Here is a 21,681-nt window from a genome sequence, read left to right as displayed (position 1 = left end):
ATATGGCACGGGTGAAGCCGTCGCGGGAGCGGCGCAGGGAAGAACGGCAGCGCACAAGATTGCGGTCCGGCAAGATCGTCGGGCTGGATGGGCGATTCATCATCGAATGCCAGTTCGCCGATATTGCCCCGCATGGCGTCAGGCTCAGGACCGTCGAGGTTCCGACCCTTCCCGAACGTTTCTGGCTGTTCGACGATTTCTACGGGCACGCCCTTTTGGCCCGCGTCGCATGGCGCAACGGCGGCGAAATGGGTGTCGAGCTGATCGCCGACCCCGCCGTCACACCTCTGGGCGAAGAGCGCCTGTCGCAGCTTGGCGGCAAATATTACCTGATCTGATACCACATCCCTCCCTCGTCCTTCGAGACGCCGTTTTCAACGGCTCCTCAGGATGAGGGAAAAGAACGGCGTCAAGAGCCATGTGACTGAATTTGAAATCGTCCCGCTCTAACTATTTGTTTGGGTATGAGTATCTGTTCCAAAAGCTATCCGGCGGGCGCCGTCGGCGTCGGCGCGTCGCGCATGTTCATGGCGCGGATTTCCTCCGCCGAGATATAATTGAACTGCTCGACCAGAAGGTCCTTGACGACCGGTTCGGGGAACCGCGCATTCAGGTCCGAGATAATCGCGCCGCGCACGTCCTCGAAATTCACCTTCTCGACCTGTTTCGTGTCCGAATAGCTGCCGTAGAACTTGCGGAAAATCTCGTCGTTGATGAAAAATTCCAGCGGCACGCTCAGCTTGTTGCGAATGCTCGAATCGACCGTATAGACGAGTTGCGTCACCACATAGCCGGCGACGCCGCCATCGACGATGATCGGCACGCTCATCACATCCGTCTTGACATAATCCACGCCGCCGAAGCCGCCGCTCGCCGCCAGCGCGGTGCCGCCTTCCCACGAGGCGTTCTGGCGAACCGCGAAGAAAAGCGAGCCGAAGGCGACGGCGCATATCCACAGGCCGATGACGAGAATACGCATCATCTTGCGTGACCGAGCCTCGCGCTCTGCATGGAATAGGTGCCGTCGGCTTCCTGCGTTTCCAGCGCCCCACGAATGAGGTCGGCAAGCTCGCCGACGGCGCGCAGGTGAAGCTGCAAGGCTTCGCAATTCTTCTCCAGCTTCTGCTTCAGCCGGTCGAGAAGCGGCTGAAGCCCCTTCATCGTCGCCGGTTCGGCAAGCGTCGAAGCCTTCTTGATGGCCTTGTTGAAATCGTAGAGGCCGCGGCTCTTGCGCGAATTGATTTCGGCCAGGTCGGGATTGCCGCCTTCGAGCAGCAGGCGCGTTTCGGTATCGATGACATCTTCAAGATGCTCGATAGCCCGCACCACCGGCCTCAGCGCCGGAGCCAGCATATCCGGGGCCGCGTCAGGCGTCGGCACAGCGACGGGCATATCCTCCGGCGGCAGGCTTTCTGGGGAGCTTTTATCGGTCATTTCGGGGTCCTCAATTATGAAGCAAGGGCCGCTTGCAGTTGCACGGACACTCAGCCGCGGACAGTGTCCGTACCGTTGTCATTTCCAAGCTGTCTTTGAATGAGCCTGCGCTCGAAGCCATGCACCATGTCCTTCGATACGGCATTTTCACTCGCACTCACATTATCGATCACGTCTCGCAGCGCCATCGTGGCCGGCGTTTCCGCCCGCCCCTTGCGCGCCGCCTGTTCCTCCAGCAGCCGCGCAACGCCGACGCCGCCGCTATCCGCCATCTTGTTCGCCATGGCTTCCGCCATCATGGACTTCCAGTATTCCCCGGCGATCCCCTTGCCGAAGGTCGCCGTCGTGTCGCTGGTGAACATCGACTGCACGAAGGATTGCAGCATGAAGGCCTCGAACTTGCGATAGGCCGGATTGGCCGCGTTCCGCACATTGTCCTGCCCGTCCGGCCGCAGGCTCACGCCAGCCGCCAGACTGTCGGAAAAGCTTGCAAAGCCCTCCCCCGCCGGTCCCGCATCGGCTGACGCCGCCATGTTGCCAGCCGCCGACTTCAGCCGTTCCGCCGCCATGCGATAGGCCTGCGGATCGGCGGCGCGTGCCACATCCAGCACCAGATCTGACGGCGGATTGATCGCCATGCACAGTTTCCTTCTTCTTATGGGTGCACCATAATGGATCAAACTTGACTGAAGCTTGTGGGTGGCTTCAGCTTCGCCCCCGTGGACCGCCTGTCGTTTTCCGGCTGATGAAATCCTCTATCAGCCCGGCAAGCTCGCGTTTTTCGCGGTCGTTTTTAAACGCCTCCAGCCGATCTTCCAGCAGGCCCGTGCGCCTTTGTTCCTGCAAGAGCGCCTTGCGCCGGGTTTCGAGCTGGGCCTCGACAAGCTGCGATTCGACCGCATTGGCGCCAAGACGCCGGATCAGAAGCGACGGGTCGATATCGACCGCAGCGCCGTCATAGCGCCGGTCCTGCATGGTCATCAGCGCCGCGCGCTCCTCATCCAGCACGGCCTTGCGGAGATTGGCCGAGGCAAGCGCGGTTTCAAGACGCGCGCTGCCAAGCTTCTGCAATTCAATCAGCTTCCTCAGGTTGCGCGGGTTCGTCATCGCGGCTCTCAAAACAGTTCGCGCAACTGCGTCGCGGCTTCATCGGTGAAGAAGCGCAACAGTTCCGGCAGGATGAAATAGACCACCAGCAGCCCTCCCCCCAGCACGAAGGGCATCGAGATGAAATAGACCGGGATCGACGGCGTCAGCTTGTTGACGAGGCCGACGGAGAAATTGACCAGTATGGCGAAGACGATGAACGGAGCCGCGATGCGCAGCGTCGCCAGAAACGCCGCCGAAAGCGCATCGGTAAAATCGATCATCGCCGCGTCGGGCCGGAAGCCCCCGTCGACCGGGATTGCGACATAGGAATTGAGCAACGCCCGGAAGATTTCCAGATGCATGTCGGTGAGGAAGAACAGGAACAGCGCGCCGAAGGTGACGATGGTGGCAAGGGTCGCCTGCGGCTCGTTTTCGGTGATGGCGTCGGCTGGCGAACCGGAATAGCCGACCGAGACGGCCATGGTGCTAGCCATGAATTGCAGCGCCCAGAAATAGATATGCGCCAGAATGCCGATCACCGCACCGATGAACAGTTCGCTCGCCATCAGGCGGAACAGCGTCCAGGGCTGGCCCGCATCCACCACCGTCACGATGCGTTGCAGCACGAGCGGCAGCACCGCGAGGGAGCAGGCCAGCGCGATGTAGAGCCTCACCTGCAACGGGATGCGCGCGCTCGAAATCCCCGGCATCAGCATCAGGCAGGCGCCGATGCGGCAGAACGCCAGCATGGCGGCCAGAATGATTTCGTTGAGCGGCAGTTGCGCGACAGGCACTCAGGCCCCTTTCATCGTTATATTGTTATCGTCCCCCTCGCCCTTCGAGACGCCAAGCCTCGACAAGCTCGGCATGGCTCCTCAGGATGAGGGGTGTGGGCGCCAGGTTTTTCCATCACCCTGAAAATGCCCCCTGAACGCGGGCAAAGGGGGCATCTCCAATCCACTCCTCTCATTCTGAGGAGATGCCCTGAGCGCGGGCACAGGGGCGTCTCCAACCCTCGCTCCCTCATCCTGAGGAGGTGCCCTGAGCGCGGGCACAGGGGCGTCTCCAACTCCGCTCCCTCATCCTGAGGAGGTGCCCTGAGCGCAGGCACGGGGCGTCTCCAACCCTCGCTCCCTCATCCTGAGGAGGTGCCCTGAGCGCAGCGAAGGGAACCGTCTCGAAGGAGCGAAGGAGCGAGGGAGCGAAGGAGCGACTGATCAGCAAGCTACGAAATAGCGCCGAGCGATTTCACCTCCACGCCGCGCGCGATCTCGACATGGGAGAGCACCGGCAGCGTGGCGAACAGGCGCTCGATGATCATGCGGATATAGGGTCGCGCTTCGGGCGAGGAGACGAGCACGAAGCGCTCGCCATTGTCGAAATGCTTGCGGATGACGGCGGAAGCTTCCGTGCCGAACTGTTCCAGCAGGCGCGGATCGATATCGAATTCCACGATCTCGCCCTTGGCATCGCGCTTGAGGCTCTGGTGGAAGACGAGGTCCCAGCGATTGCCGAGGCGCAGCACGTTGAGCACGCCATTGTCGGAGAGATCGCCGCAAATCTGCTGCGCCATGCGCATGCGCACATGCTCCGCGATCATCTCCGGCCGGCGCACAAGCGGCGCGATTTCGGCAATGGCTTCGAGGACCAGATGCAGGTTGCGGATCGAGACGCGCTCGGCGAGCAGCAGTTTCAGCACCGCCTGCAACCCCGAATAGGAAATATGCGACGGGCAGATATCGTCCAGAAGCTTGCGATATTCCGGCCCCAGACGGTCGAGGAGAACGCGCATGTCCTTGTAGGACAGAAGCTGGGCCAGGTTGTTGCGGACGATTTCGCTCAGATGGGTCAGGAGGACCGAGAGATTGTCCACGGTCATGTAGCCGTCGCGGCGCAGGTCCGAGGCGAAGGTTTCCGGCACGGAATAGGCGCGCATTCCGAACGCCGGTTCGCGCACTTCCTCGCCCGGAATGGGCGGGATCGGGCGCTCGCCCAGCACCACCAGAATTTCGCCGACGCGCAATTCGTGGCTTGCGACCGCCGTGCCGTGTATCTTGATGCGATAGCTCTTGGGCGGCAGCGCAAGATCGTCCGTCACCTTGATTTCGGGAATGACGAAACCGTATTCCTGCGCGAACTTGCGGCGCATCTTGCTGACGCGGTGCGCCAGTTCCTGCTGCGAGGAAAGAAGGCGGGCCGAAAGCTGCTTGCCGAGGCACAGTTCGATCTGGCTGGTTTCCAGCGAAGCCTTGACCGAATTGCGCTCCTGCTCTTCCGCCTCGCGCTGCTTCCTGCTCGCTTCGTTGGCGTCCGCCTCGCGCTGGCGCGCCTGACGGCGCGGCACGGCGATGCCGACAAAGGCCATGGCGCCGCCCAGCATGAAGAAGGGGAAGGCTGGCAGGCCCGGCATGATGCCGAGGATGAAAAGCAGGAATGCGGCCACCAGAAGCGCCTTCGGATAGGCGCCGAGCTGGCCGAAGATCGCCTGATCGGCGGAACCGCGCGTGCCGCCCTTCGACACCAGGAGACCGGCGGCAAGCGACACGATCAGGGCCGGAATCTGCGTTACCAGACCGTCGCCGACCGACAGTTTGGTGAAGACATCGGCGGCGTGCGAAATGTCCATGTCGTGGCGCGTGGCGCCGATGACGATGCCGCCGAAAATATTGACGGCGGTGATGATGAGGCCCGCGATCGCATCGCCTCGCACGAATTTTGACGCGCCGTCCATGGAGCCGAAGAAGGAACTTTCCTCTTCCAGCTCGCGGCGGCGACGCTGCGCTTCCTTTTCGTCGATCAGGCCCGACGACAGGTCGGCGTCGATGGCCATCTGCTTGCCGGGAATGGCGTCGAGCGTGAAGCGCGCGCCCACTTCCGCGATACGCGTCGCGCCCTTGGTGATGACAAGGAAATTGACGATGATCAGGATGCAGAAGACGACCAGGCCGATGACGAAATCGCCGCCCATCACGAATTGCGAAAAGCCATGGATCACATGGCCCGCCGCCAGATAACCCTCATTGCCATGGGTGAGAATCACGCGCGTCGTCGCGATGTTGAGCGACAGGCGCATCATGGTCGCGATCAGCAGCACGGTCGGAAAGGCGGAGAAATCGAGCGGGCGCTGAATCCACAGCGCCACCATCAGGATCAGCACCGAAAAGGCGATGGAAAACGCCAGACCGATATCCAGCACAAGCGCCGGAACCGGCAGGAACAGCACCGTCAGGATGATGATGATGCCAACCGCCAGCCCCATGTCGCTGCCGGTCAGAAATCCGCCTTTCAAGAAGGGTTTAACCGCTGCCTGCTGCACGTCCGTCTCCTGTTTCGAGGCGGACCCTAGCTTGCGAAGCTTGCGCGAAGGCTACGCGCCAGGAGCCTGAATCAAAAAGCGACATCTGTGTGCGAAAATGGTGATTTCCGAGTACCGGAGCGGAGCGTACTTAAAGGTACGTGAGCACCGGAACGCAGATAAATTGCCATTTGCAGCCACAGATGGCGACTTTTGGAACAGGCTCTAGTGGTCTGATTCCGACATTTGCATCCCTCTGATACAGGCGCCGGGCAAATGTCGGAATCAAAAAGACCACTAGCAACTTTATGTATCTAGTGGATTTTTCGAATTTGACGTTTGAAACAACATCTCATTCAGTCGGGATCCAAACGTCAAATTCAATCCACTAGAATCCTTTTTCGATGCGGGAATAGGCAAGCAGCGTGAACGAATTGATCTGCGCGCCGACGAAAGGCGCGGTCAGGGCCAGCACGACGAAAATGACGATGATCTTCGGCACGAAGGTCAGCGTCATTTCCTGAATCTGCGTCAGCGCCTGAAAAAGCGCGATGCCGATGCCCGCCAGCATGGCGGCAAGCACCGCCGGGCCGCTGGCCATCAGCACGGTCCAGATTGCCGAATTGACGATATCGAGTGCGTCGGCTTCGTTCACCGCACGGAATCCTAGCTGATCGTGACGCCGGGGCCGATCAGCAGCGTCTCGCCGCCGTCAAGCTCGGCCAGCATCCCGCTCGACTGGATGGTGACGGATTTCACCACGCCCGTCACGCTGCCATCGGCATTGGTGAGCGTGCGGCCAATCCAGCCTTCGGCCTGCGTCAGCGAGGTATTGGCGATCAGCGTTTCGAGCTTGCTGTTCATCTGCACCGCCTGCTCGACATTGGAGAAGGTCGCAAGCTGCGAGACATATTGCGTCGCATCCATCGGCTGGGTCGGGTCCTGGTTCTGCATCTGCGTCACCAGCAGCTTCAAAAACGAATCGTAGTCGACGCTGGCCTTGCTCGCAGCCGAACTACCGGTTGTTGGGCCGGTCGTATTGTTTGTCGTCGGCGAGCCGACCGCCGGTGTCGTGGTCATGGATTTGCCTCCACAGTTTTGCGGGATTTCGCCGCCGGGGGAACCGGGGCTGCCAGGCCCATCAGTTCGGCCTCGCGCGGATATTGTGCGCGGATGGTCTTCAGCGCCTCGAAAACGCGCCCGTTATGCACCAGTTCGTCCACCAGCTTCAGCGCGTTGAGGATTTCCTGGTCCTTGTAGACCGCGAACATGCCCTTCAGCATCCGCGTGAAGGTCGCATGGGCCTGTTCGCGCATGGTGGGTTCGATCAGCATCATCTGCGCCGCGAAATAAAGCTGGCGCAGCGGCGTGGTCGTGTCTTCCGGCTGGAGAACGTGATTTTCCAGAAGGAATGTCGCATCGTTGAGGAGTTCGAGCGAGACCTTGCGGTCGGCCTTCAGCACCGCCCCGTTGATGAATATCCGCTCGCCCGCGCGCAGCGAGAGGCGGATTGCCGGTTTGCCGTTCGCCGTCATGTCAAAGCCCGTCCCGGATCGATTGGGTGATCTCGATCAGCGTCGCATAATCGTTGCTTTCGCCAAGGCGGATACGATCGATTTCCTTGAGCACGAAAATGCCGATGGAGATGATCGCCGCCCGCAACTCCTTCGGCAGCGCATTGTCCGGCGAGCCGAGATCGTCGATGATCGTGGTCCAGAGCCTTGTGGTGAAATAGCCCGCCTCGATCCCCTCGCGCGAACTGGAGCCGTTCTCCCTCGCCGCTTCGAGCATCTCGATGGAGCGGTCGAAAAGCATCCGCTCGCGTTCCCTGGCGCTCGCCATATCGTCATGCATGACATCTTCGTAGCGCAACTGATACATGTCGTCTCCGCTTGTCGGTATCTTCGGGCGGCCGCATCATGCTGCCGCCATTCCCCTCGCCTATCTGAGATAGTTGAGGAGGCTCATATTCTGTAGTTGAACGGTCAGCGAATAGGAGGTCTCGACCTGCGTCTTGAGGGCGTTGACGCGCGTCGCCGCCTCATAGGGATCGACCTCTTCGAGATTGAGCACGGACTGGTTCAGGATCTTCTGCTGCGCGGCGATGCGCGTCGTCGCCGCTTCGGTGCGCGCCTGCGCAAGACCGAGCACCGTCTGTTTTCCGGTCGTGTCGGCAATCGCCTGCGTGGTGGTCTGCACGGCCTGCGCCGTCAGCGCCCCGAAGGCGGAACCGTTGAGGCCGATATCGGCGAACTCTGCCACCATGACCGCCGACATGATCGCCTTGCGGAACCCGTCCGCATTGGCGGAAATCGAGGTATCGGCGGTCTCTGTCGGGGAAATGCGGCTCTTGATGACGCTGTCGGAAGCATCCGACCAGTTGGCCGCCCAGTTGGCGTCGTTGAACTGATCGGCGAAATCGCCTTCCAGAAAGGCCGTCATCTGGTCGCCGGTGATGTCCGCCACCTGCGGATCGGTCATCGCGAAGCCGAAATGATCCTCGAATGCCTGCCGCACCGCAACCTGTGCCGGGCTTCCGTCCGCATAATCGGCGACCGGCCTGACATCGGTGTTGACGCCCGCAAAGATATATTCGCCATTATAGTTCGTATTGAGCATACCGGCCACGGAATCGAGCATCGACCGCGCCGACCGGGCGATGGTGTCCGCGCCCGAAATATTGGCGCCCGCAAGCCCGCCCAGAAAGCCCTGCGTGTCCTCAATGATCGCGCCGACCGCCGTCTGCGTCGCATTCATGCGCTCCTGCAACAGCTTGTTCATGTCGGTCAGGACGGTGAGGCGATCATATTCCTTGCGCAGCGAAACCGTCTGGCCGGACTTCGAACCGAGCGCCAGACCGACATCGAACACGGTGCCCGTCGTCGCTTCCTGCTGGGCCTTCAGCATTTCGGCCTTGTTCTTGGCCACGAGTGCCCGGAGGGCCGACGTTGCGCCATAGGTGGAAATCGATTGCGCTTTCATTGGCCTCACACCGCGTTGAGAAGATCGTCCAGCATGGCGCTGATCGTGGTCAGCACCCGGCTCGACGCCTGATAGGAATGTTCAAGATCGAGAAGCAGCGCCATTTCGGTGTCCATATCGACGCCATTGGCGTTGGAAAGGGCGATATCCGCCTGGCTGGCCACGGTCGCATTGTAGGAAAATTCGCTGTTGGCCTTCTGGCGCTTGCCTTCCAGCCAGCTTATCGACGACGCGCTGAAATCCGTCAGGCTGGCGCTGGCGGCAAGCCCCGAGGCCGGATCGAACGCCATCGGTTCGGAGAAAGCCTCGTTCAGCGCGCGCAGGCGGTCGCTGAAACCGGCGGCGCCTTCGGGGTTGTACTGACCGTTGACGCCGTCGCGCAGCAATGCCGGATTGCCGCCTTCCGACGTTATGAACGTCGGAGAAACCCGGATCGTCCCGGCGTTTTCCGGCCCGCCGGGCGCGTTGGACCAGACGAAAAGCCCGTCATCGCCATCGGCAAAGATCGTCACCAGACCGCGCGCCATTTCGTCGAGCTGCATCTGATATTGCGGCGCGACCTGGTCGCGCAGTTGCAGAAGCCCGCTCAGGCGGCCGGTGCCATAGGGCTGGTCGAACGTCTCATGGCTGAGCGGCACGCCGTCGGCCAGCACCGCATTGCCGGAAATGCCCGGCGCCAGCGCGGTCGTTTGCTCGAAGCTGACCTTGCGCGCCGTCGTCTCGAACAGGGTCACGCCGTTTTCGGCGAAGATCACCATGTCGTTGTCGCCGCGCGTCATGGTGGTGATGCCGATCTCGCCGGAAAGCTGCTTCAAAAGCGCATCGCGCTGATCGAGATAATCCGAAACGTCGCGATTGGCCCGCGTGCCGCCGACGATCTCCTGATTGACCTTTTCGAACTTGGCCAGAATATCGTTGATGCCCGCGACCGAATCCGCGATTTCCCGGTCGGCATCGTTGCGCAGCGACTGGATCCGGTCCGTCCCGCCATTGAGCGCATCGGCCAGCGACTGCGCCACCGAGACAACGCTGTCGCCAAGCGTGCCGTTGGCGGGCGATGTCGCATAGGTCTGGAGCGCATCGCGCAGATCGCCGATCAGGGCGGAAGGCGAGCCGGAATAATTGTCCGCCGAGTAAAGCGACGAAAGGCGGTCCAGCCCGCCCGCGAGGATGGAGGAGGAAGAGGCGGCGCTGTTGGACTGGATGAGCCTGTTGAAAAGCGCTTCATCCGCCGACCGGCTGATGCCCACGTAAAGCGAGCCGTAAGGCCCCGATACGAGAGAAGCGGTGCGCCGGGAATAATCCGGGTCGTTGGCCCCCGCGATGTTGCGCGAGACAACGGAGGTCTGCTTGGACGTCGCCGCAAGCGAGCTTTTGGCCGTCAGAAGAGCAGAACTAAGCGACATCTTACCCCATCCTACGAGAGCGTTTCCGGCGGGAGCGAAAAGCGGCCCTGCGCGGAACAATGCGTAAAAACAAACAGATGAAGCGACCCCGGAAAGACATGCTTCCCGGAGCCGCGCAAGCTTACCGTTTCAGGTTGACCAGCACGTCCATCAGTTCGGAGCCGGTCTGGAAGACTTTCGAATTGGCCGTGTAGCTACGCTGGGCCTCGATCATGTCGGTGAGTTCCTGCGCGATATCGGCATTGGATTCCTCAAGCGTGCCCGACATGACCTTGCCCATGCCCTCGCTCTGCGGAAAGCCGAGGCTGACCTCGCCGGATTCCGCGCTGGGCAGGAACACATTGCCGCTGACGACCGTCATGCGGTCCGGGCTTGCCACATTGGCGAGCGGAATGCGCGCCAGCACCTTCTGGGTGCCGTTTTCGTAGATCGCGATCACCGAACCGTCATTGCCGACATCCACGCCCTTGACCGAAGACGGCGCCTGGCCGTTGATCTGGGCCTGCGAGATGGTGTAGTCGCCGGCGCGCTGCGTCGTCGCGCCGAGGTCGAGAGCGAGGCTCTGCCCGCCATAGCCGGTGAGATCGACCGTCAGGTCACCGGCGGAAGTCATCGCGCCCGTCGCCGGATCGAAGGTCAGCGTGGACGGACCGCCCACCACCGCATCGTCGGCGGCGTTCTTGACCGTCACGCTCCACTCGTCGTCGGTGGTCTTGCTGAAATAGACGTCCAGCGTGATCTTCTCGCCCTTGTCGTTATAGGAGATGAGCGACGTCTTGTGATTGAACTCGCCCGCGGCGGGAACCTCATCGGTGGACGGCAGATTGACCGAGAACGTGCCCGACGTGCTGCCTTCCGGCGGCAGGGCCGCGCTATTGACATTGATGATGCCGAGGCCGGGAATGGTCAGCGCGCCTGCCGGATCGTCCGGCCCCGCGCCAAGCAGATAATAACCGGCCGAATTGACCAGATCGCCGTTCTTGTCCGGCACGAAGGAGCCTGCGCGGGTCAGGAAGGTCGAGCCGTCCGCGCCCTGCACCACGAAATAGCCGTTGCCGTCGATGGCGAGGTCGGTCGTCGAGGAGGTGGAGCGGATGCCGCCCTGATCGGAAATGCCGTAGCGGACATCGGTCAGAACGCTGCCGGAATTATACTGTCCGGCCGTGCTGGGCAGGACCAGCGACGAAAACTGCGTTTCCGCGCGCTTGTAACCGACGGTGCTTGCATTGGCGATATTGTCAGCGACCGCCGACAGGCGGTTTGCCTGCGCGTTCATTCCCGAAACGCCGGTCCGCATCATGCCATAGAGGCTCATAGGCAGCTCCTGAGAGTTAGAGCGGTTCCAGTTAAAACGGAATCGTTCGAGCCGCTCTAACTATCTGTTTTCACGCATGTCTTTGTCCCATCGAAGCGGGACTAGAAATCAGTCCAGTGGACTGATTTCCCCGCGTAGGCGGTTCCCACTTTTGGGAGACATGCTTTAGAATCCACACACACACTAATCGGCCACGCTTGCGTGAAACTGTAGCCCTGGGACCAATGACCCTTTTACGGTGGACGGAAGACACGGGCGAACACGCCGGAAACGGAATCGCCAGACGGGCCGAAGCGCGAATGGCGAAGAGCGTGTCATTCGATATTGATGCAGTAGCCAAGAAAACGCTTGGAATCGATGGGATCGAAACCGAGCTGCTGGCGCAGCTTCTTGCGAAGCTTGCTGATATGGCTTTCGACGACGTTTTCCTCGACTTCGCTGTCGAAAATGCCGTAGATCGCGCTGAAAATCTGCGCCTTGTTGAGACGGCGGCCACGATTGGCGATCAGATATTCGAGAATGCGGCGTTCGCGGCGCGGCAGCGGAAAATCGACGCCGTTGATCTGCGGGTCGCGCCCGTCGGAGAAAACGCGGATCGGCCCAAGCTCCGTGCCGTTGTCGGAGGAAGCCGATGCGCCCGCGCGGCGGCGAATGGCGTTGATGCGGGCGAGAATTTCGCGGACATGGACAGGCTTGCGCACGACATCGTCAACGCCTGATTGAAAAAGCTCCAGCGTATGCTCGAGCGAAGGCCGGTCATTGACAGCGATGACAGGAGCCTTGCAGCGTTCACGAATTCGGCTCGGAAGACGTTGCTGCGCGCCACATTCCCCGATCAGGAAAGCTTCGACGGCCATGATGTCCTGCTGTGGAACCGTCTCGACCCATTCGTTGAAATCACCGGGCCTGAAGCCCGTCGTCGTAATGCCCTCGCGACCGAACCATGAGGAATACCCCTCGGTCACAATATCCCTGTCGTCGACAACGACGATCATCGGCCCGCCCCTTCCAAATCAATATGTTAGCCCAAGCACGAAAGGAATAGCTGGCCGGGCGAATCGGCAACAATGGCAAATAGTTGCCCGCAATAAATTGGGAGGGTGTTTTAGCTAAGGCTAATAATAAGGGGAATCGCTTTGATTGAAATATACCGGAAGCTTGTGACCGAAACCGGTTAACGAAACGTTAACGCATCACGAAGTTTTACGATTCATTACAATGGCTTAAAAATTAGCCCCTTAACGATAGGCCGCCACGCACGGCAACCATGAATTGCATACGCATTTAGAAGAGTGCATTTCATCACGGTCCGCAACCTGTAAAAAATTGGAGGTATCCGCGTCAGCCCGAACAGAAACGCCGCGCCTGCGCGGTCCAGTTTCCGAAACCGGTGGCGACCATATTCGTCATGACGCGGCAGACATAACGCTTCTGGGCGGGGTCGTTATTCGGCCCTGCGTGATAGCGTGCGACGGCCATTGTCCAGTTGCCTTCGCGTTCGCGGAGCTGCTTCAGAAAGCGGGCGGCGTAGTCCACATTGAGGCCGGGAGCCAGCATCGCCGCGATGGAGGGAAACTCCCTGCCGTGATAGTAATAGTTGATCTGCATGCAGCCGAGATCGATCAGTTTCGCGCCCCCGGCCCGCGCTTCGGCAAAACGCCGGATCGCCGCCGTTCGCGACGGCAGGAATTCCGCCCGGCCCTCGATATTCATCGCATAGGGTTGCAGCGAATTCTTCCGCCCCGTCTCGGTCAGCCCGACCGCATAGAGGATGCCGAGCGGAACGCCGTAGCGGGCGGAAGCCCGGTGCATTTCGCGCTCGCAGATGTTTTCGGCGCGGGCCGCTGCCGCATCAGACAACCAGGCCGTGCCTGCGGCCAGTATTGCCAGAAACGCCGTTCCCGCCATCCTGCGCACCCCGCATTTGCGGGCGCTCGCCCCCTGCCTGACCGGATTCGCCATTCTGCCTGCCTTCCCCGCTCCACGATCCGTCCGTAAATTGCGCCTGCGCCCCGTTTCCGTTCCGCCCGTCGAAGCCCTGCTGCTGGCCCACGTTCTGACCGCCATTCTGCGGTGCCTGCATGTTCTGCGCGGTTGGCGGCGCATTACGGTCGGCAACCGTGACCGAAATCTTCGCATCGTCGGAGATGGCAACGGTCTTGAGCGCCTTTTCGATCATCGACCGGTCGGCGGCCAGCGCTTCGGCCGCATGTGTCTTGTCGGCTACCAAATGAACCTCGACCCCGTCCGAAGCCACGCGGATGCGCGCCGTGACCACGCCCAGTTCAGCCGGGTCGAGCCGGATTTGCAAGGTTTTCACCGTCCCGAAACTGCGTTCGGAAACGACTTCGATATCGGCGATCCTGAGCGCTGCCTGCGGCGACGTGGCGCCGGTTGTCTTCGGCTCCGCCGCCGGAGAATTTCTCGCCGCCGTGAGCGGCGGCTGGACATCGACGCGGTCCGGCGTTGCGGCAGGCTGTTGTGGGGCGGCGTGCTTGTCGGGTTTTACCGGGTTTCGGATTTCGTCACTCTTTCGCCCGCTTGCCTGACTGCCGCCCGCCGATTCCGGCATCACTGTGTCAGCCTTGATTGCCGTCTTCGGGTGCGGCGCCAGCTTGCGATCCGTGACCGTGATTTTCTCTTCCGATCCATCTTCCACAACCTGTTCCGGGTCGGTCGCGGCAATTATGGCAAAGTGCGTTTCAGCGCCTTTCGGGTCTGTTTTGCTGTCAAAACCTGTGGCAAAACCTGTGGCAAAATTGTGATTTACCCCCTCCAATTGCGGCACAAACGTGTCCAAAGAGAGGATATTTTGTGGCAAACCATAGGAGATGACGGGTTTCGCGGGCTCACCTTCCCGCGTTTCAGCGTCGTCGTTTTCGGCATTTTCATCCTTTTCGACGCTCTTTTCGATCTCGCTCCCAGGGGTCTCCAGAAGCGCGCCAAAGAGTTTCGCAGGCGCGGATTTCTGCTCCTCTTTCACCTGCGAATTCTGCTGCGCGCCGGATTTTTCGGCCAGCGATCCCAGCCTGCCGACCGTGTAGAAGGCGGATTTCAGCGACATATCAATGCTCATTTCACGGTCTTTCCCAGCAGGGCATCGATTTCGGCAAGCTTGCGCCGTGCTTCTTCCATCGTCTTGTCCAGATCGTCTTCCGGTTCGGCTGCAACCGGCGTCGGCGCAGGGTTTTGCGGCGGCTGCGTTTCCGGCGCATGAGTGACGAGTTTGCCGACCGTTTCTGCCGCTTTCAGCAGTTTACGGTCGCGTTCCGGCAATTTTTCGGGCGCGATCCGCGCCAGTTCGCCAAGCGCGTTGCCCGCCGAATCCGACACGACATCGCTTGCCGCCGCGTAGAGATTGGCGCGGCTCGGATCGGCTTTCAGCCGGTCGGCCAGCCTCTTCGCCTCTGCCGACATGAAGCGCGACCGCTCTGTCTGGCCATCGACGAGCGCGCCGCGCGCGATCTGGAGATAGAGCGAATATTGCATGGCGGGATCGGCCGATCCGATCAGTTTCGCCAGTTCCGCATTGCCGATCCGGTCGCTGAGCTTCACCGCCGCATCGACGAATTGCGCCATGAAATCCTGCATATAGGGCGAACGCGAAAAGCGCTGGAGATAGTTGCGCGCCAGAAGCCTGATCTTGTCGGCATCGCCAAGCCTGGCGGCAATCGGCATGGAGCGGCGGATCGCGGCTTCCTCGAACAGCGTCCCCGGCGCTTCCAGCCGCACCCGATCGAGCCGCATCAGCGCCGTCGCGGGATCGAAGGCCGCCATCTGGCCCGCGGTGACGAGCGAAATCGACGCTTTCAGCTCCACAGGGACATCTGGCGACAGCGGAACGGAAAAAAGCTTGACGACCTCAATGGTCTGGCCGGAAGCATAGGCGAGCGCGCCCTTGACCAGCCCGTCCGGCACCGTGCCGGATTTGAGACCGGTGAGCACCTTGCGCACCGCTTCCGGGTTGCCGCCGTTGAACAGATAGACGATTGCGGCATAGACGTTTTCGGGGTTGTCCCAGACTTCCGCCGGGGCGCGCTGCATGTCGGCGCTGACGAAGCCCAGAAGCTTGTTCTGCATCACCACCGCTTCCGGCTTTCCGGCAACGACCTGATCCTGCAACATGCGCAGCGAGCGCACGAGCTTGTAGGGTTCGAGCACCGGCATTGTGCGGGTTTCCGCCAATGTTGGCATCTGGGCCTGCGTCTGGACCCGTATCTGCGCCACAGCCATGCCCGCCGCCGCTCCCGTCAGGGAAAGGCCCGCGACCAGAACCAGAAAGGAGCGCGTTGCAAGCCGCTTCATGGGGCGGACTTGAGGAAAATGTCGATACGGCGGTTCTCCGCCGCATTCGGATCGTTCGGATTTTTCGGCTGGCGGTCGGCATAGCCTTCGACGCGCAGCACGCGCTTTTCATCGAGACCGCCACGAACCAGCATGTAATAGGCCATCTGCGCCCGCGCGGACGACAGGCGCCAGTTGTCATAGGTCGCGCTCTTGAACGGGCGCGCATCCGTGTGGCCGCTGATGATGACCTCGCCCGGCTGGCGCGCGATCACCCCGGCGATACGCTCCAGCATCTGCACCACCCGCGCATCGGGTTTGGCCGAACCGATGGTAAACATGCCGTAGTCCACCTTGTCGGTAAGCTGGATCATCACGCCGCCATCGACCGGAACCACCGTAACGTCGGGCATGGGTTCGGCATTCTTCGCCTCCGCGCCGTCTTTCGCGGCTTCGCCTCCGGCGGCTTTTTTCAGTTCGGCAATCAGCTTTTCCTGCGTTTCAACCTGCGGCGCAGCTTCCGTTTCCGGCATCGGCGGCGCTGCGGGCACGGCATCCGGCGGGGGCAAGTCTTCGACGGCCTTGCTCGACCAGTAGTCGGGGCTGAACGGATCGCGATAGGCCTCACCGCCCTCCGCGCCGGTCGCCGGTCCCGATTGCGCCGTGCCGCCGTCGCCCTTTGCCGACTGGTTCTGAAGCACGCCGGTCTCATGCGCAAGTTCCGACAGGACCGCATAGGGTTCGCGGAAGAGCTGCCGCTCCTCCCTGTCGCTCACCGGCGCGACCGTGGTGTCGTTGATGACCCTGGTGCTGTTTTCGACCTTCTGGTCGCTCTCGTAGCGAACCTTGCCGTCCTTTTCCTCGACATCCTGCACGCCCTTGGAGCTTGAATGCCGGTCCATCAGCTTGACGGGATTGAAATAGCTCGCCACCGCCGCCTTGGTTTCCTCATTGGCGGCATTGATGAGCCACATGACGAGGAAGAATGCCATCATGGCGGTCATGAAGTCGGCATAGGCGATCTTCCACACGCCGCCATGGTGGCTGTCATGGTCGTCATGGCCACCACGGCGAACAATGATGATCTCGCGTCTGGTTTCGGGATCGATGTTCATCGGACCGCAGCCTTCAGTTCTTCAAGAAGCGGCGCGATGCGCGTTTCGAGCACCCGTTCGCCGAAGGAAAAAGAAAGTTCGGCCCCTGCGGTTTCGGAAAACCGGCACCCCGATGGCAACAACGCGGCGTGGGCGCGCAGCGGTTCGACCAGCCGCGCGGGACCGGAGATTTCCGGCGCTTCGCCATCGAGCGCCAGCGCCGCGATGCGCTGCGCGAATTCGGCAACCGCATCCTGCTCCATCTTTGCGGAGAGAAGAGGCATCAATATTTCGGCGATCTGGCCGGAAAGGCTACGCTCGAGCGCCGTCAGCGCATCCGTCAGGCTACCCGCCAGAAGCAGGGCCTGCTCACGCGAAAAGGCGGCGCGCAGGGTCTCGATCTCACCCTCATGCTCGCGAAGAAGCCGCGCCGTCTCGGCTTCGTAGAGCGCCTGCGCCTGCCTGCGCCCGTCCTCGCGACCCGCCTCGAAAGCGGCGCGCTTTTCTTCTTCCAGCGCGATGATGTCGGCCACCTCCGCCTGCACGGCGGCAGCGGCGGGCGCAGGTTCGGCCCCCGGCTTCAATGGTTTCAGCGGCTTCAACGGCTTCGGCGATGACGGCGCGGCGATGATCTCGACCGCCGCATCCTCGATATGGTGCGTCGAGAAATCGGGCAGATAACGGCTGAGGGAAAGCGCGCTCATCGTCAGGCGGCCTCAAGCTCCGGCGTTACCGAGTTTTTCGGGGCCGACGTTTTTACAGGCTGCGCCTCCTCGGCGGCGGACTGGTGAATCCATTGCTTGAGAACGGCGGCGACACGCTCTTCATCCATCTCGATCATCTGTTCCAGCCGCAGTCTGGCAGGCATCCGCATACGCTGGCGCAAATCGCTGAGGCTCGTCTTCATCTGGTCGGCATAGGTTTCCGGTCCGCCGATCGCAGCCGGAACGTCCTCGCCCGCAGCCCCCGCGCCGCCGACGAAATTCGGCATGGCGGCCTCGCCCGTTTCACGCAGGGCCAGTTCGGTCCCGGCGGGCTTTGCATTCTGGTCACGCAGCAGCGGACGCAAGCCGAACCAGATCAGGAGGCCGACGGCGGCGAGAATGGCGAGCGCATTGGCATAGGAGCCGCTCTGGCGCAGCAGCGTATCGGTCCACGGGGCGGAGACCGGCTCCATATCGGTCCCGGCGGGATCGAGGAAATTGACCGCCGTCACATTGATGACGTCGCCGCGATCGGCATTGAGACCGGCTGCGGTCGCCACGAGATCGCGAATCCTGGCGATCTGCTGGTCCACGAAATTGGCGGGCGGCGGCGTGGTGCCCGCCGTTTCCAGCAGGCGCGCCTGATCGATGACCACGGCGATGGAAAGCCGCTTGACCGTATAGCCGTCGCTGACGGTGGAAACGGTCTTGCTGTTCATTTCGTAATTGGTCAGTTCCTCACGGCGCTCGGTCTTTTCCGACGAGCTTTCGCCATTGCGGTTCTGGATTTCTTCCTGCGGAATGTTCTGTTCGACGCCCGTCGCATTGTCGTTGCGGCTATTGCGCGAATCGCCATTTTCCCGGACGACGCGCACGGAACGCTCGACGCGGGATTCGGGATCGAAGATCGTTTCGTTGATCTGGCGGCGGTCCGTGTCGAGCACGGCCTGCACGCTGGTCTGGAAATGGCCCATGCCCAGATAGGGCGCCAGCGCCTTGCGAATGCTGTCGTCCACATGGCCCGCGACCTGCTGTTCCAGCGAGGCGGTCATGAGGGCGGCGCCGTTGGCGGCTTCGCCAGCCGATGCCAGAAGACGGCCATTGGTGTCGAGAACGGTCACGGCGGATGCGTCGAGCGAGGGAACGGCGGCGGCGACAAGCTGGCGGATCGACTGCGCCGATTCGGCGGCAAAACCGCCTTCGGTACGGATGACGACAGAGGCGGACGGTTTCTGGTCTCCCCTGCGGAACGATCCCTTTTCGGCCAGCACGACATGGACGCGGGCGGCCTTCACGCCGCGAAGCGCCTGAATGGTGCGGGCGATTTCACCTTCCAGCGCACGGACCCGCGTGATCTCCTGCATGAAGGAGGTGAGGCCGAGCGACCCCATATTGTCGAACAGTTCGTAACCGGCATTGTTGGAGGTGGGCAGTCCCTTTTCGGCGAGGAACATGCGGGCGTTTTCCGCCTTGCCGACCGGAACGAGGATCGCCGACCCGTCGGATTTCACGTCGAAGGGAATGCCCGCCTCGCCGAGCGCAAGGCCCATGCGGTTCACGTCGTCGCGCGAAAGGCCGACATAGAGCGTCTCGTAGGAAGGACGGCTCAGATAGACGCTGGTATAGAGGATCGCGCCCATGATCGCGGCGCCCACAAGCCCCAGCGCGGCGAGTTTTCGCGCGCCAAGCTTGCCGAGCGTAGCCCTGAGCTGTTCGATCAATTGCTGGAAATTCTGCTGCATCGACACCACCGCCATCATGATGAATGCAAGCTAGCCCGCGAAGCTTGCGCGAAAGTGGCGGCGACAAGGAAACGGGGCGCGGAATGATCCGCGCCCCGTATTGGTCCAGATATCCGGATCGGAAATTAACGGAACAGCGACAGGATGACCTGCGTGCTCGAATTGGCGATCGAGAGCGCCTGAACGCCGAGCTGCTGCTGGGTCTGGAGCGCCGAGAGGCGAGCCGATTCAGCATTCATGTCGGCATCGACGAGCTGGCCGACGCCACGGTCGATAGCGTCGATGAGCTTGCTGTTGAACGACGACTGCGATTCGATACGGGTCGCAGCCGCGCCGAAGGTTGCAGCCGACGAACGCATAGCGGTGACCAGGGCTTCGGCAGCCATTGCATCGGTCGGAGCCGTGGTATAGTCGGCTTCGAGGTCGTATGCGGCAACGTTGAGCGTGTTCAGGCCAGGCGTGCCGCCGCCAGCCGACGAGGTATAGCCGGTGGTGATGGTGACACCGGTGCCGCCGGACTTCAGCAGGTTGACGCCTTCGAACGAAGCGGACTTCGCAATGTCGACGATCTGTGCGGAAAGCTGGGCGACATCGGCCTGCACGATGGCGTCATCGACGCCGGGCGTGCCAAGCGTTGCAAGCTTGGCCTGGATCTGCGTGCCGAGCTTGATCGCTTCTTCCAGACCCGTGACAGCCGTATCGACGACGGCCTTGCCAACGCCGAGAGCGTCCTGAGCGGCGGAGACCGTGGAGCTCTGCGCCTTCATGCTCGTTGCGATCGACCAGTATGCAGCATTGTCGGCTGCGGTCGAGACGCGTTCGCCGGTGGCGATGCGGTTCTGGGTGGTTGCGAGGTTCTTGTTGGTCTGCGACAGGGTCTGCAGTGCAGTCATCGCAGATGCATTGGTCAGAAGACTTGCCATGGTATTTTGCCCCTTGGGAAAAACAATCAGAGGGACAGGCCGGGTTTGAAAATTACCGGCATGGCGGAGCGGCATCATGCCTGTCGCCGCGAAACGCGCGGGACCCGCCATTTCATCAGTCGTAAAGGGCAAATGTTAAGAGAATACTAATGCAATCGTTCGAATTTGAACGATGTCACGAAAAAGACCGGATCAGGCTGCCCACGAGGATGTTCCAGCCGTCGATCAGCACGAAAAACAGGATCTTGAACGGCAGCGAAATCACTGTCGGCGGCAGCATCATCATGCCCATGGACATGGTCAGCGTCGCCACGACGAGATCGATGACCAGAAATGGCAACACGATCAGGAAACCGATCTCGAAACCGCGCCGCAACTCCGAAATCATGAAGGCGGGGACCAGAACGCGGAAATCGACGATACCGTCTTCCCCGGTGCGGAATGTCGGGTCGGCAAGGTCCTCGAACAGGCGCAGGTCCTTGTCGCGCACCTGCCGCATCATGAATTCGCGGAAGGGTTGCGAGATTTCGCCGAATGCTGCCTGCTGCGTGATCTCGTTGCGCATCAGCGGCTGGACGCCGTTGTTCCAGGCGCGGTCGAAGGCCGGAGCCATGACATAGAAGGTCATGAACAGGGCAAGCGAGATCATCACCATGCTGGCGGGCGCGGTCTGGAGGCCGAGGCCCGAACGCAAAAGCGAAAACGCGATGGCGAAGCGCGTGAAGCTCGTTACCATGATGAGGAGGCCCGGCGCGATGGACAGCACCGTCAGAAGCCCGAACAATTGCACGATCTGGCCGCTTGCGGCACCGCCGCCCGCAGGCAGGAGATTGTCGAGCGTCAGCGCCTGCTGCGCCTGCGCGGAAGCCGTGAGAGCAAGCGTCAGGAGGACGCCGAGGCCAAGAGATTTTTTCATTCGACCACCAGCGCCGAGATGAACACGCGGTCGACGGCGCCCTGCGAACGCAGGCGCGCGCGTTCCTCCAGATCGGCGCGCAGATAGGCAAGCCCCGCCGCGCCCTGCAATTGCATGAGATTGACGCTGCGCAGGAAGCTCAGGAAATCGTCGCCGACGCTTGCCGCCATTGCTGCCGGAATTTCATGGCCGGGTTTTGCCACCAGCGAGGCTTCGAGCCGCACCCATGTATTCTGCGGTATGCCCAGATTGGTGACGATGGGCTGCAGGGGCACGACCGCGCCTATGGAGCGGGATTCGAAATCGCCCGCCTTCGGCTTGTCCCCCTTGCCCGAAGCGCTGGCCGCGACCTGCCGGTCAGCGGAAATCATGCCGCCCAGAACCCAGCCGCCGCCACCCGCGATAGCGGTGAGGATTGCGACAGCCGCGAGCAGCCCCGTGAGGGAACCCTTCGCCTTGCCGTCCATTTCCGGTGCCGTCGTGTCACTCATGCTCAA

24 protein-coding genes are annotated in these 21,681 nt (G+C 61.6%); 1 reads left to right on the top strand and 23 read right to left on the bottom strand.

Translation table 11 applies throughout. The features are described 5' to 3' along the window. Positions 1-2: 2 nt before the first annotated feature. Complete coding sequence (locus FHS76_RS19425; RefSeq protein ID WP_183656896.1) at positions 3-338, top strand: PilZ domain-containing protein; 336 nt, start codon at positions 3-5, stop codon at positions 336-338. Positions 339-484: 146 nt separating this feature from the next. Here FHS76_RS19425 and FHS76_RS19420 read toward each other — a convergent pair whose 3' ends face one another. From FHS76_RS19420 to FHS76_RS19310, 23 genes are all read right to left on the bottom strand, one after another. After that, complete coding sequence (locus FHS76_RS19420; RefSeq protein WP_183656882.1) at positions 485-982, bottom strand: hypothetical protein; 498 nt, start codon at positions 980-982, stop codon at positions 485-487. Then, on the bottom strand, positions 979-1,392 hold the full coding sequence (locus FHS76_RS19415; protein WP_374828652.1) for a flagellar protein FlgN: 414 nt from the start codon (positions 1,390-1,392) through the stop codon (positions 979-981). Before FHS76_RS19415 ends, FHS76_RS19420 begins: the two co-directional genes overlap by 4 nt. 92 nt (positions 1,393-1,484) lie before the next feature. Next, on the bottom strand, positions 1,485-2,072 hold the full coding sequence (locus FHS76_RS19410) for a rod-binding protein (RefSeq protein ID WP_183656876.1): 588 nt from the start codon (positions 2,070-2,072) through the stop codon (positions 1,485-1,487). Positions 2,073-2,139: 67 nt separating this feature from the next. Further along, the gene (locus tag FHS76_RS19405; RefSeq protein WP_183656873.1) at positions 2,140-2,541 is read right to left on the bottom strand and encodes a hypothetical protein; all 402 of its coding nucleotides are present in this window, start codon (positions 2,539-2,541) and stop codon (positions 2,140-2,142) included. Between the two features lie 8 nt (positions 2,542-2,549). Beyond that, positions 2,550-3,317 (bottom strand): flagellar biosynthetic protein FliR, encoded by a 768-nt coding sequence (gene fliR / locus FHS76_RS19400; protein WP_183656870.1) that lies wholly within the window; start codon positions 3,315-3,317, stop codon positions 2,550-2,552. A 431-nt stretch (positions 3,318-3,748) separates the two neighbouring features. Then, entirely contained in the window at positions 3,749-5,839 is a 2,091-nt protein-coding gene (flhA, locus tag FHS76_RS19395) for a flagellar biosynthesis protein FlhA (RefSeq protein ID WP_183656867.1), read from the bottom strand. A gap of 367 nt (positions 5,840-6,206) precedes the next feature. Next, entirely contained in the window at positions 6,207-6,473 is a 267-nt protein-coding gene (gene fliQ, locus FHS76_RS19390) for a flagellar biosynthesis protein FliQ (protein WP_006469393.1), read from the bottom strand. A gap of 11 nt (positions 6,474-6,484) precedes the next feature. Further along, positions 6,485-6,898: a flagellar hook assembly protein FlgD gene (gene flgD / locus FHS76_RS19385; protein WP_183656864.1), complete on the bottom strand. Its 414-nt coding sequence runs from the start codon at positions 6,896-6,898 to the stop codon at positions 6,485-6,487. After that, on the bottom strand, positions 6,895-7,353 hold the full coding sequence (flbT, locus tag FHS76_RS19380; RefSeq protein ID WP_183656861.1) for a flagellar biosynthesis repressor FlbT: 459 nt from the start codon (positions 7,351-7,353) through the stop codon (positions 6,895-6,897). The genes flgD and flbT overlap by 4 nt, the downstream gene beginning before the upstream one ends. A 1-nt stretch (position 7,354) precedes the next feature. Further along, a complete protein-coding gene (gene flaF / locus FHS76_RS19375) occupies positions 7,355-7,699 on the bottom strand; it encodes a flagellar biosynthesis regulator FlaF (RefSeq protein WP_183656858.1) in 345 nt (114 codons plus the stop codon). A 60-nt stretch (positions 7,700-7,759) separates the two neighbouring features. Beyond that, positions 7,760-8,800, bottom strand: coding sequence for a flagellar hook-associated family protein (locus FHS76_RS19370; protein WP_183656855.1), 1,041 nt, complete (start codon positions 8,798-8,800; stop codon positions 7,760-7,762). Positions 8,801-8,805: 5 nt separating this feature from the next. Then, positions 8,806-10,206, bottom strand: coding sequence for a flagellar hook-associated protein FlgK (gene flgK / locus FHS76_RS19365; RefSeq protein ID WP_183656852.1), 1,401 nt, complete (start codon positions 10,204-10,206; stop codon positions 8,806-8,808). Between the two features lie 121 nt (positions 10,207-10,327). After that, the gene (locus FHS76_RS19360; RefSeq protein WP_183656849.1) at positions 10,328-11,521 is read right to left on the bottom strand and encodes a flagellar hook protein FlgE; all 1,194 of its coding nucleotides are present in this window, start codon (positions 11,519-11,521) and stop codon (positions 10,328-10,330) included. Between the two features lie 314 nt (positions 11,522-11,835). Continuing rightward, a complete protein-coding gene (ftcR, locus tag FHS76_RS19355) occupies positions 11,836-12,516 on the bottom strand; it encodes a flagellar transcriptional regulator FtcR (RefSeq protein ID WP_183656846.1) in 681 nt (226 codons plus the stop codon). A gap of 346 nt (positions 12,517-12,862) precedes the next feature. Beyond that, entirely contained in the window at positions 12,863-13,429 is a 567-nt protein-coding gene (locus tag FHS76_RS19350) for a transglycosylase SLT domain-containing protein (RefSeq protein WP_183656843.1), read from the bottom strand. Then, entirely contained in the window at positions 13,374-14,597 is a 1,224-nt protein-coding gene (gene fliK / locus FHS76_RS19345; protein WP_183656829.1) for a flagellar hook-length control protein FliK, read from the bottom strand. Before fliK ends, FHS76_RS19350 begins: the two co-directional genes overlap by 56 nt. Further along, on the bottom strand, positions 14,594-15,826 hold the full coding sequence (locus FHS76_RS19340) for a chemotaxis protein (RefSeq protein WP_183656826.1): 1,233 nt from the start codon (positions 15,824-15,826) through the stop codon (positions 14,594-14,596). The genes fliK and FHS76_RS19340 overlap by 4 nt, the downstream gene beginning before the upstream one ends. After that, on the bottom strand, positions 15,823-16,920 hold the full coding sequence (locus FHS76_RS19335) for a flagellar motor protein MotB (protein WP_183656824.1): 1,098 nt from the start codon (positions 16,918-16,920) through the stop codon (positions 15,823-15,825). The genes FHS76_RS19340 and FHS76_RS19335 overlap by 4 nt, the downstream gene beginning before the upstream one ends. After that, entirely contained in the window at positions 16,917-17,603 is a 687-nt protein-coding gene (locus tag FHS76_RS19330; protein WP_183656822.1) for a hypothetical protein, read from the bottom strand. Before FHS76_RS19330 ends, FHS76_RS19335 begins: the two co-directional genes overlap by 4 nt. Positions 17,604-17,605: 2 nt before the next feature. Then, positions 17,606-19,360, bottom strand: coding sequence for a flagellar basal-body MS-ring/collar protein FliF (gene fliF / locus FHS76_RS19325; RefSeq protein ID WP_183656920.1), 1,755 nt, complete (start codon positions 19,358-19,360; stop codon positions 17,606-17,608). Positions 19,361-19,470: 110 nt separating this feature from the next. After that, positions 19,471-20,268, bottom strand: coding sequence for a flagellin N-terminal helical domain-containing protein (locus FHS76_RS19320; protein ID WP_183656820.1), 798 nt, complete (start codon positions 20,266-20,268; stop codon positions 19,471-19,473). Between the two features lie 175 nt (positions 20,269-20,443). Continuing rightward, entirely contained in the window at positions 20,444-21,184 is a 741-nt protein-coding gene (gene fliP, locus FHS76_RS19315) for a flagellar type III secretion system pore protein FliP (RefSeq protein WP_183656819.1), read from the bottom strand. After that, positions 21,181-21,675 (bottom strand): flagellar basal body-associated FliL family protein, encoded by a 495-nt coding sequence (locus tag FHS76_RS19310; RefSeq protein WP_183656818.1) that lies wholly within the window; start codon positions 21,673-21,675, stop codon positions 21,181-21,183. The genes fliP and FHS76_RS19310 overlap by 4 nt, the downstream gene beginning before the upstream one ends. Positions 21,676-21,681 lie beyond the last annotated feature (6 nt).

This window comes from Brucella daejeonensis (assembly GCF_014199265.1).
GTDB lineage: Bacteria > Pseudomonadota > Alphaproteobacteria > Rhizobiales > Rhizobiaceae > Brucella > Brucella daejeonensis.
Note: the sequence above shows the minus strand (reverse complement) of the source record. Positions and strands in the feature narration are given on the sequence as shown.

Bases quoted from the DNA above. Each gene is read 5' to 3' on its own strand.
- FHS76_RS19320 (WP_183656820.1), bottom strand. From the start codon at position 20,268: ATGGCAAGTCTTCTGACCAATGCATCTGCGATGACTGCACTGCAGACC.
- fliF (WP_183656920.1), bottom strand. From the start codon at position 19,360: ATGGCGGTGGTGTCGATGCAGCAGAATTTCCAGCAATTGATCGAACAG.
- FHS76_RS19370 (WP_183656855.1), bottom strand. From the start codon at position 8,800: ATGAAAGCGCAATCGATTTCCACCTATGGCGCAACGTCGGCCCTCCGG.
- FHS76_RS19425 (WP_183656896.1), top strand. From the start codon at position 3: ATGGCACGGGTGAAGCCGTCGCGGGAGCGGCGCAGGGAAGAACGGCAG.
- FHS76_RS19410 (WP_183656876.1), bottom strand. From the start codon at position 2,072: ATGGCGATCAATCCGCCGTCAGATCTGGTGCTGGATGTGGCACGCGCC.
- FHS76_RS19350 (WP_183656843.1), bottom strand. From the start codon at position 13,429: ATGGCGGGAACGGCGTTTCTGGCAATACTGGCCGCAGGCACGGCCTGG.
- FHS76_RS19415 (WP_374828652.1), bottom strand. From the start codon at position 1,392: ATGCCCGTCGCTGTGCCGACGCCTGACGCGGCCCCGGATATGCTGGCT.
- FHS76_RS19420 (WP_183656882.1), bottom strand. From the start codon at position 982: ATGATGCGTATTCTCGTCATCGGCCTGTGGATATGCGCCGTCGCCTTC.
- FHS76_RS19310 (WP_183656818.1), bottom strand. From the start codon at position 21,675: ATGAGTGACACGACGGCACCGGAAATGGACGGCAAGGCGAAGGGTTCC.
- fliK (WP_183656829.1), bottom strand. From the start codon at position 14,597: ATGAGCATTGATATGTCGCTGAAATCCGCCTTCTACACGGTCGGCAGG.
- FHS76_RS19405 (WP_183656873.1), bottom strand. From the start codon at position 2,541: ATGACGAACCCGCGCAACCTGAGGAAGCTGATTGAATTGCAGAAGCTT.
- FHS76_RS19360 (WP_183656849.1), bottom strand. From the start codon at position 11,521: ATGAGCCTCTATGGCATGATGCGGACCGGCGTTTCGGGAATGAACGCG.
- fliP (WP_183656819.1), bottom strand. From the start codon at position 21,184: ATGAAAAAATCTCTTGGCCTCGGCGTCCTCCTGACGCTTGCTCTCACG.
- FHS76_RS19335 (WP_183656824.1), bottom strand. From the start codon at position 16,920: ATGAACATCGATCCCGAAACCAGACGCGAGATCATCATTGTTCGCCGT.
- flgD (WP_183656864.1), bottom strand. From the start codon at position 6,898: ATGACCACGACACCGGCGGTCGGCTCGCCGACGACAAACAATACGACC.
- flbT (WP_183656861.1), bottom strand. From the start codon at position 7,353: ATGACGGCGAACGGCAAACCGGCAATCCGCCTCTCGCTGCGCGCGGGC.
- flaF (WP_183656858.1), bottom strand. From the start codon at position 7,699: ATGTATCAGTTGCGCTACGAAGATGTCATGCATGACGATATGGCGAGC.
- FHS76_RS19330 (WP_183656822.1), bottom strand. From the start codon at position 17,603: ATGAGCGCGCTTTCCCTCAGCCGTTATCTGCCCGATTTCTCGACGCAC.
- FHS76_RS19340 (WP_183656826.1), bottom strand. From the start codon at position 15,826: ATGAAGCGGCTTGCAACGCGCTCCTTTCTGGTTCTGGTCGCGGGCCTT.
- ftcR (WP_183656846.1), bottom strand. From the start codon at position 12,516: ATGATCGTCGTTGTCGACGACAGGGATATTGTGACCGAGGGGTATTCC.
- flgK (WP_183656852.1), bottom strand. From the start codon at position 10,206: ATGTCGCTTAGTTCTGCTCTTCTGACGGCCAAAAGCTCGCTTGCGGCG.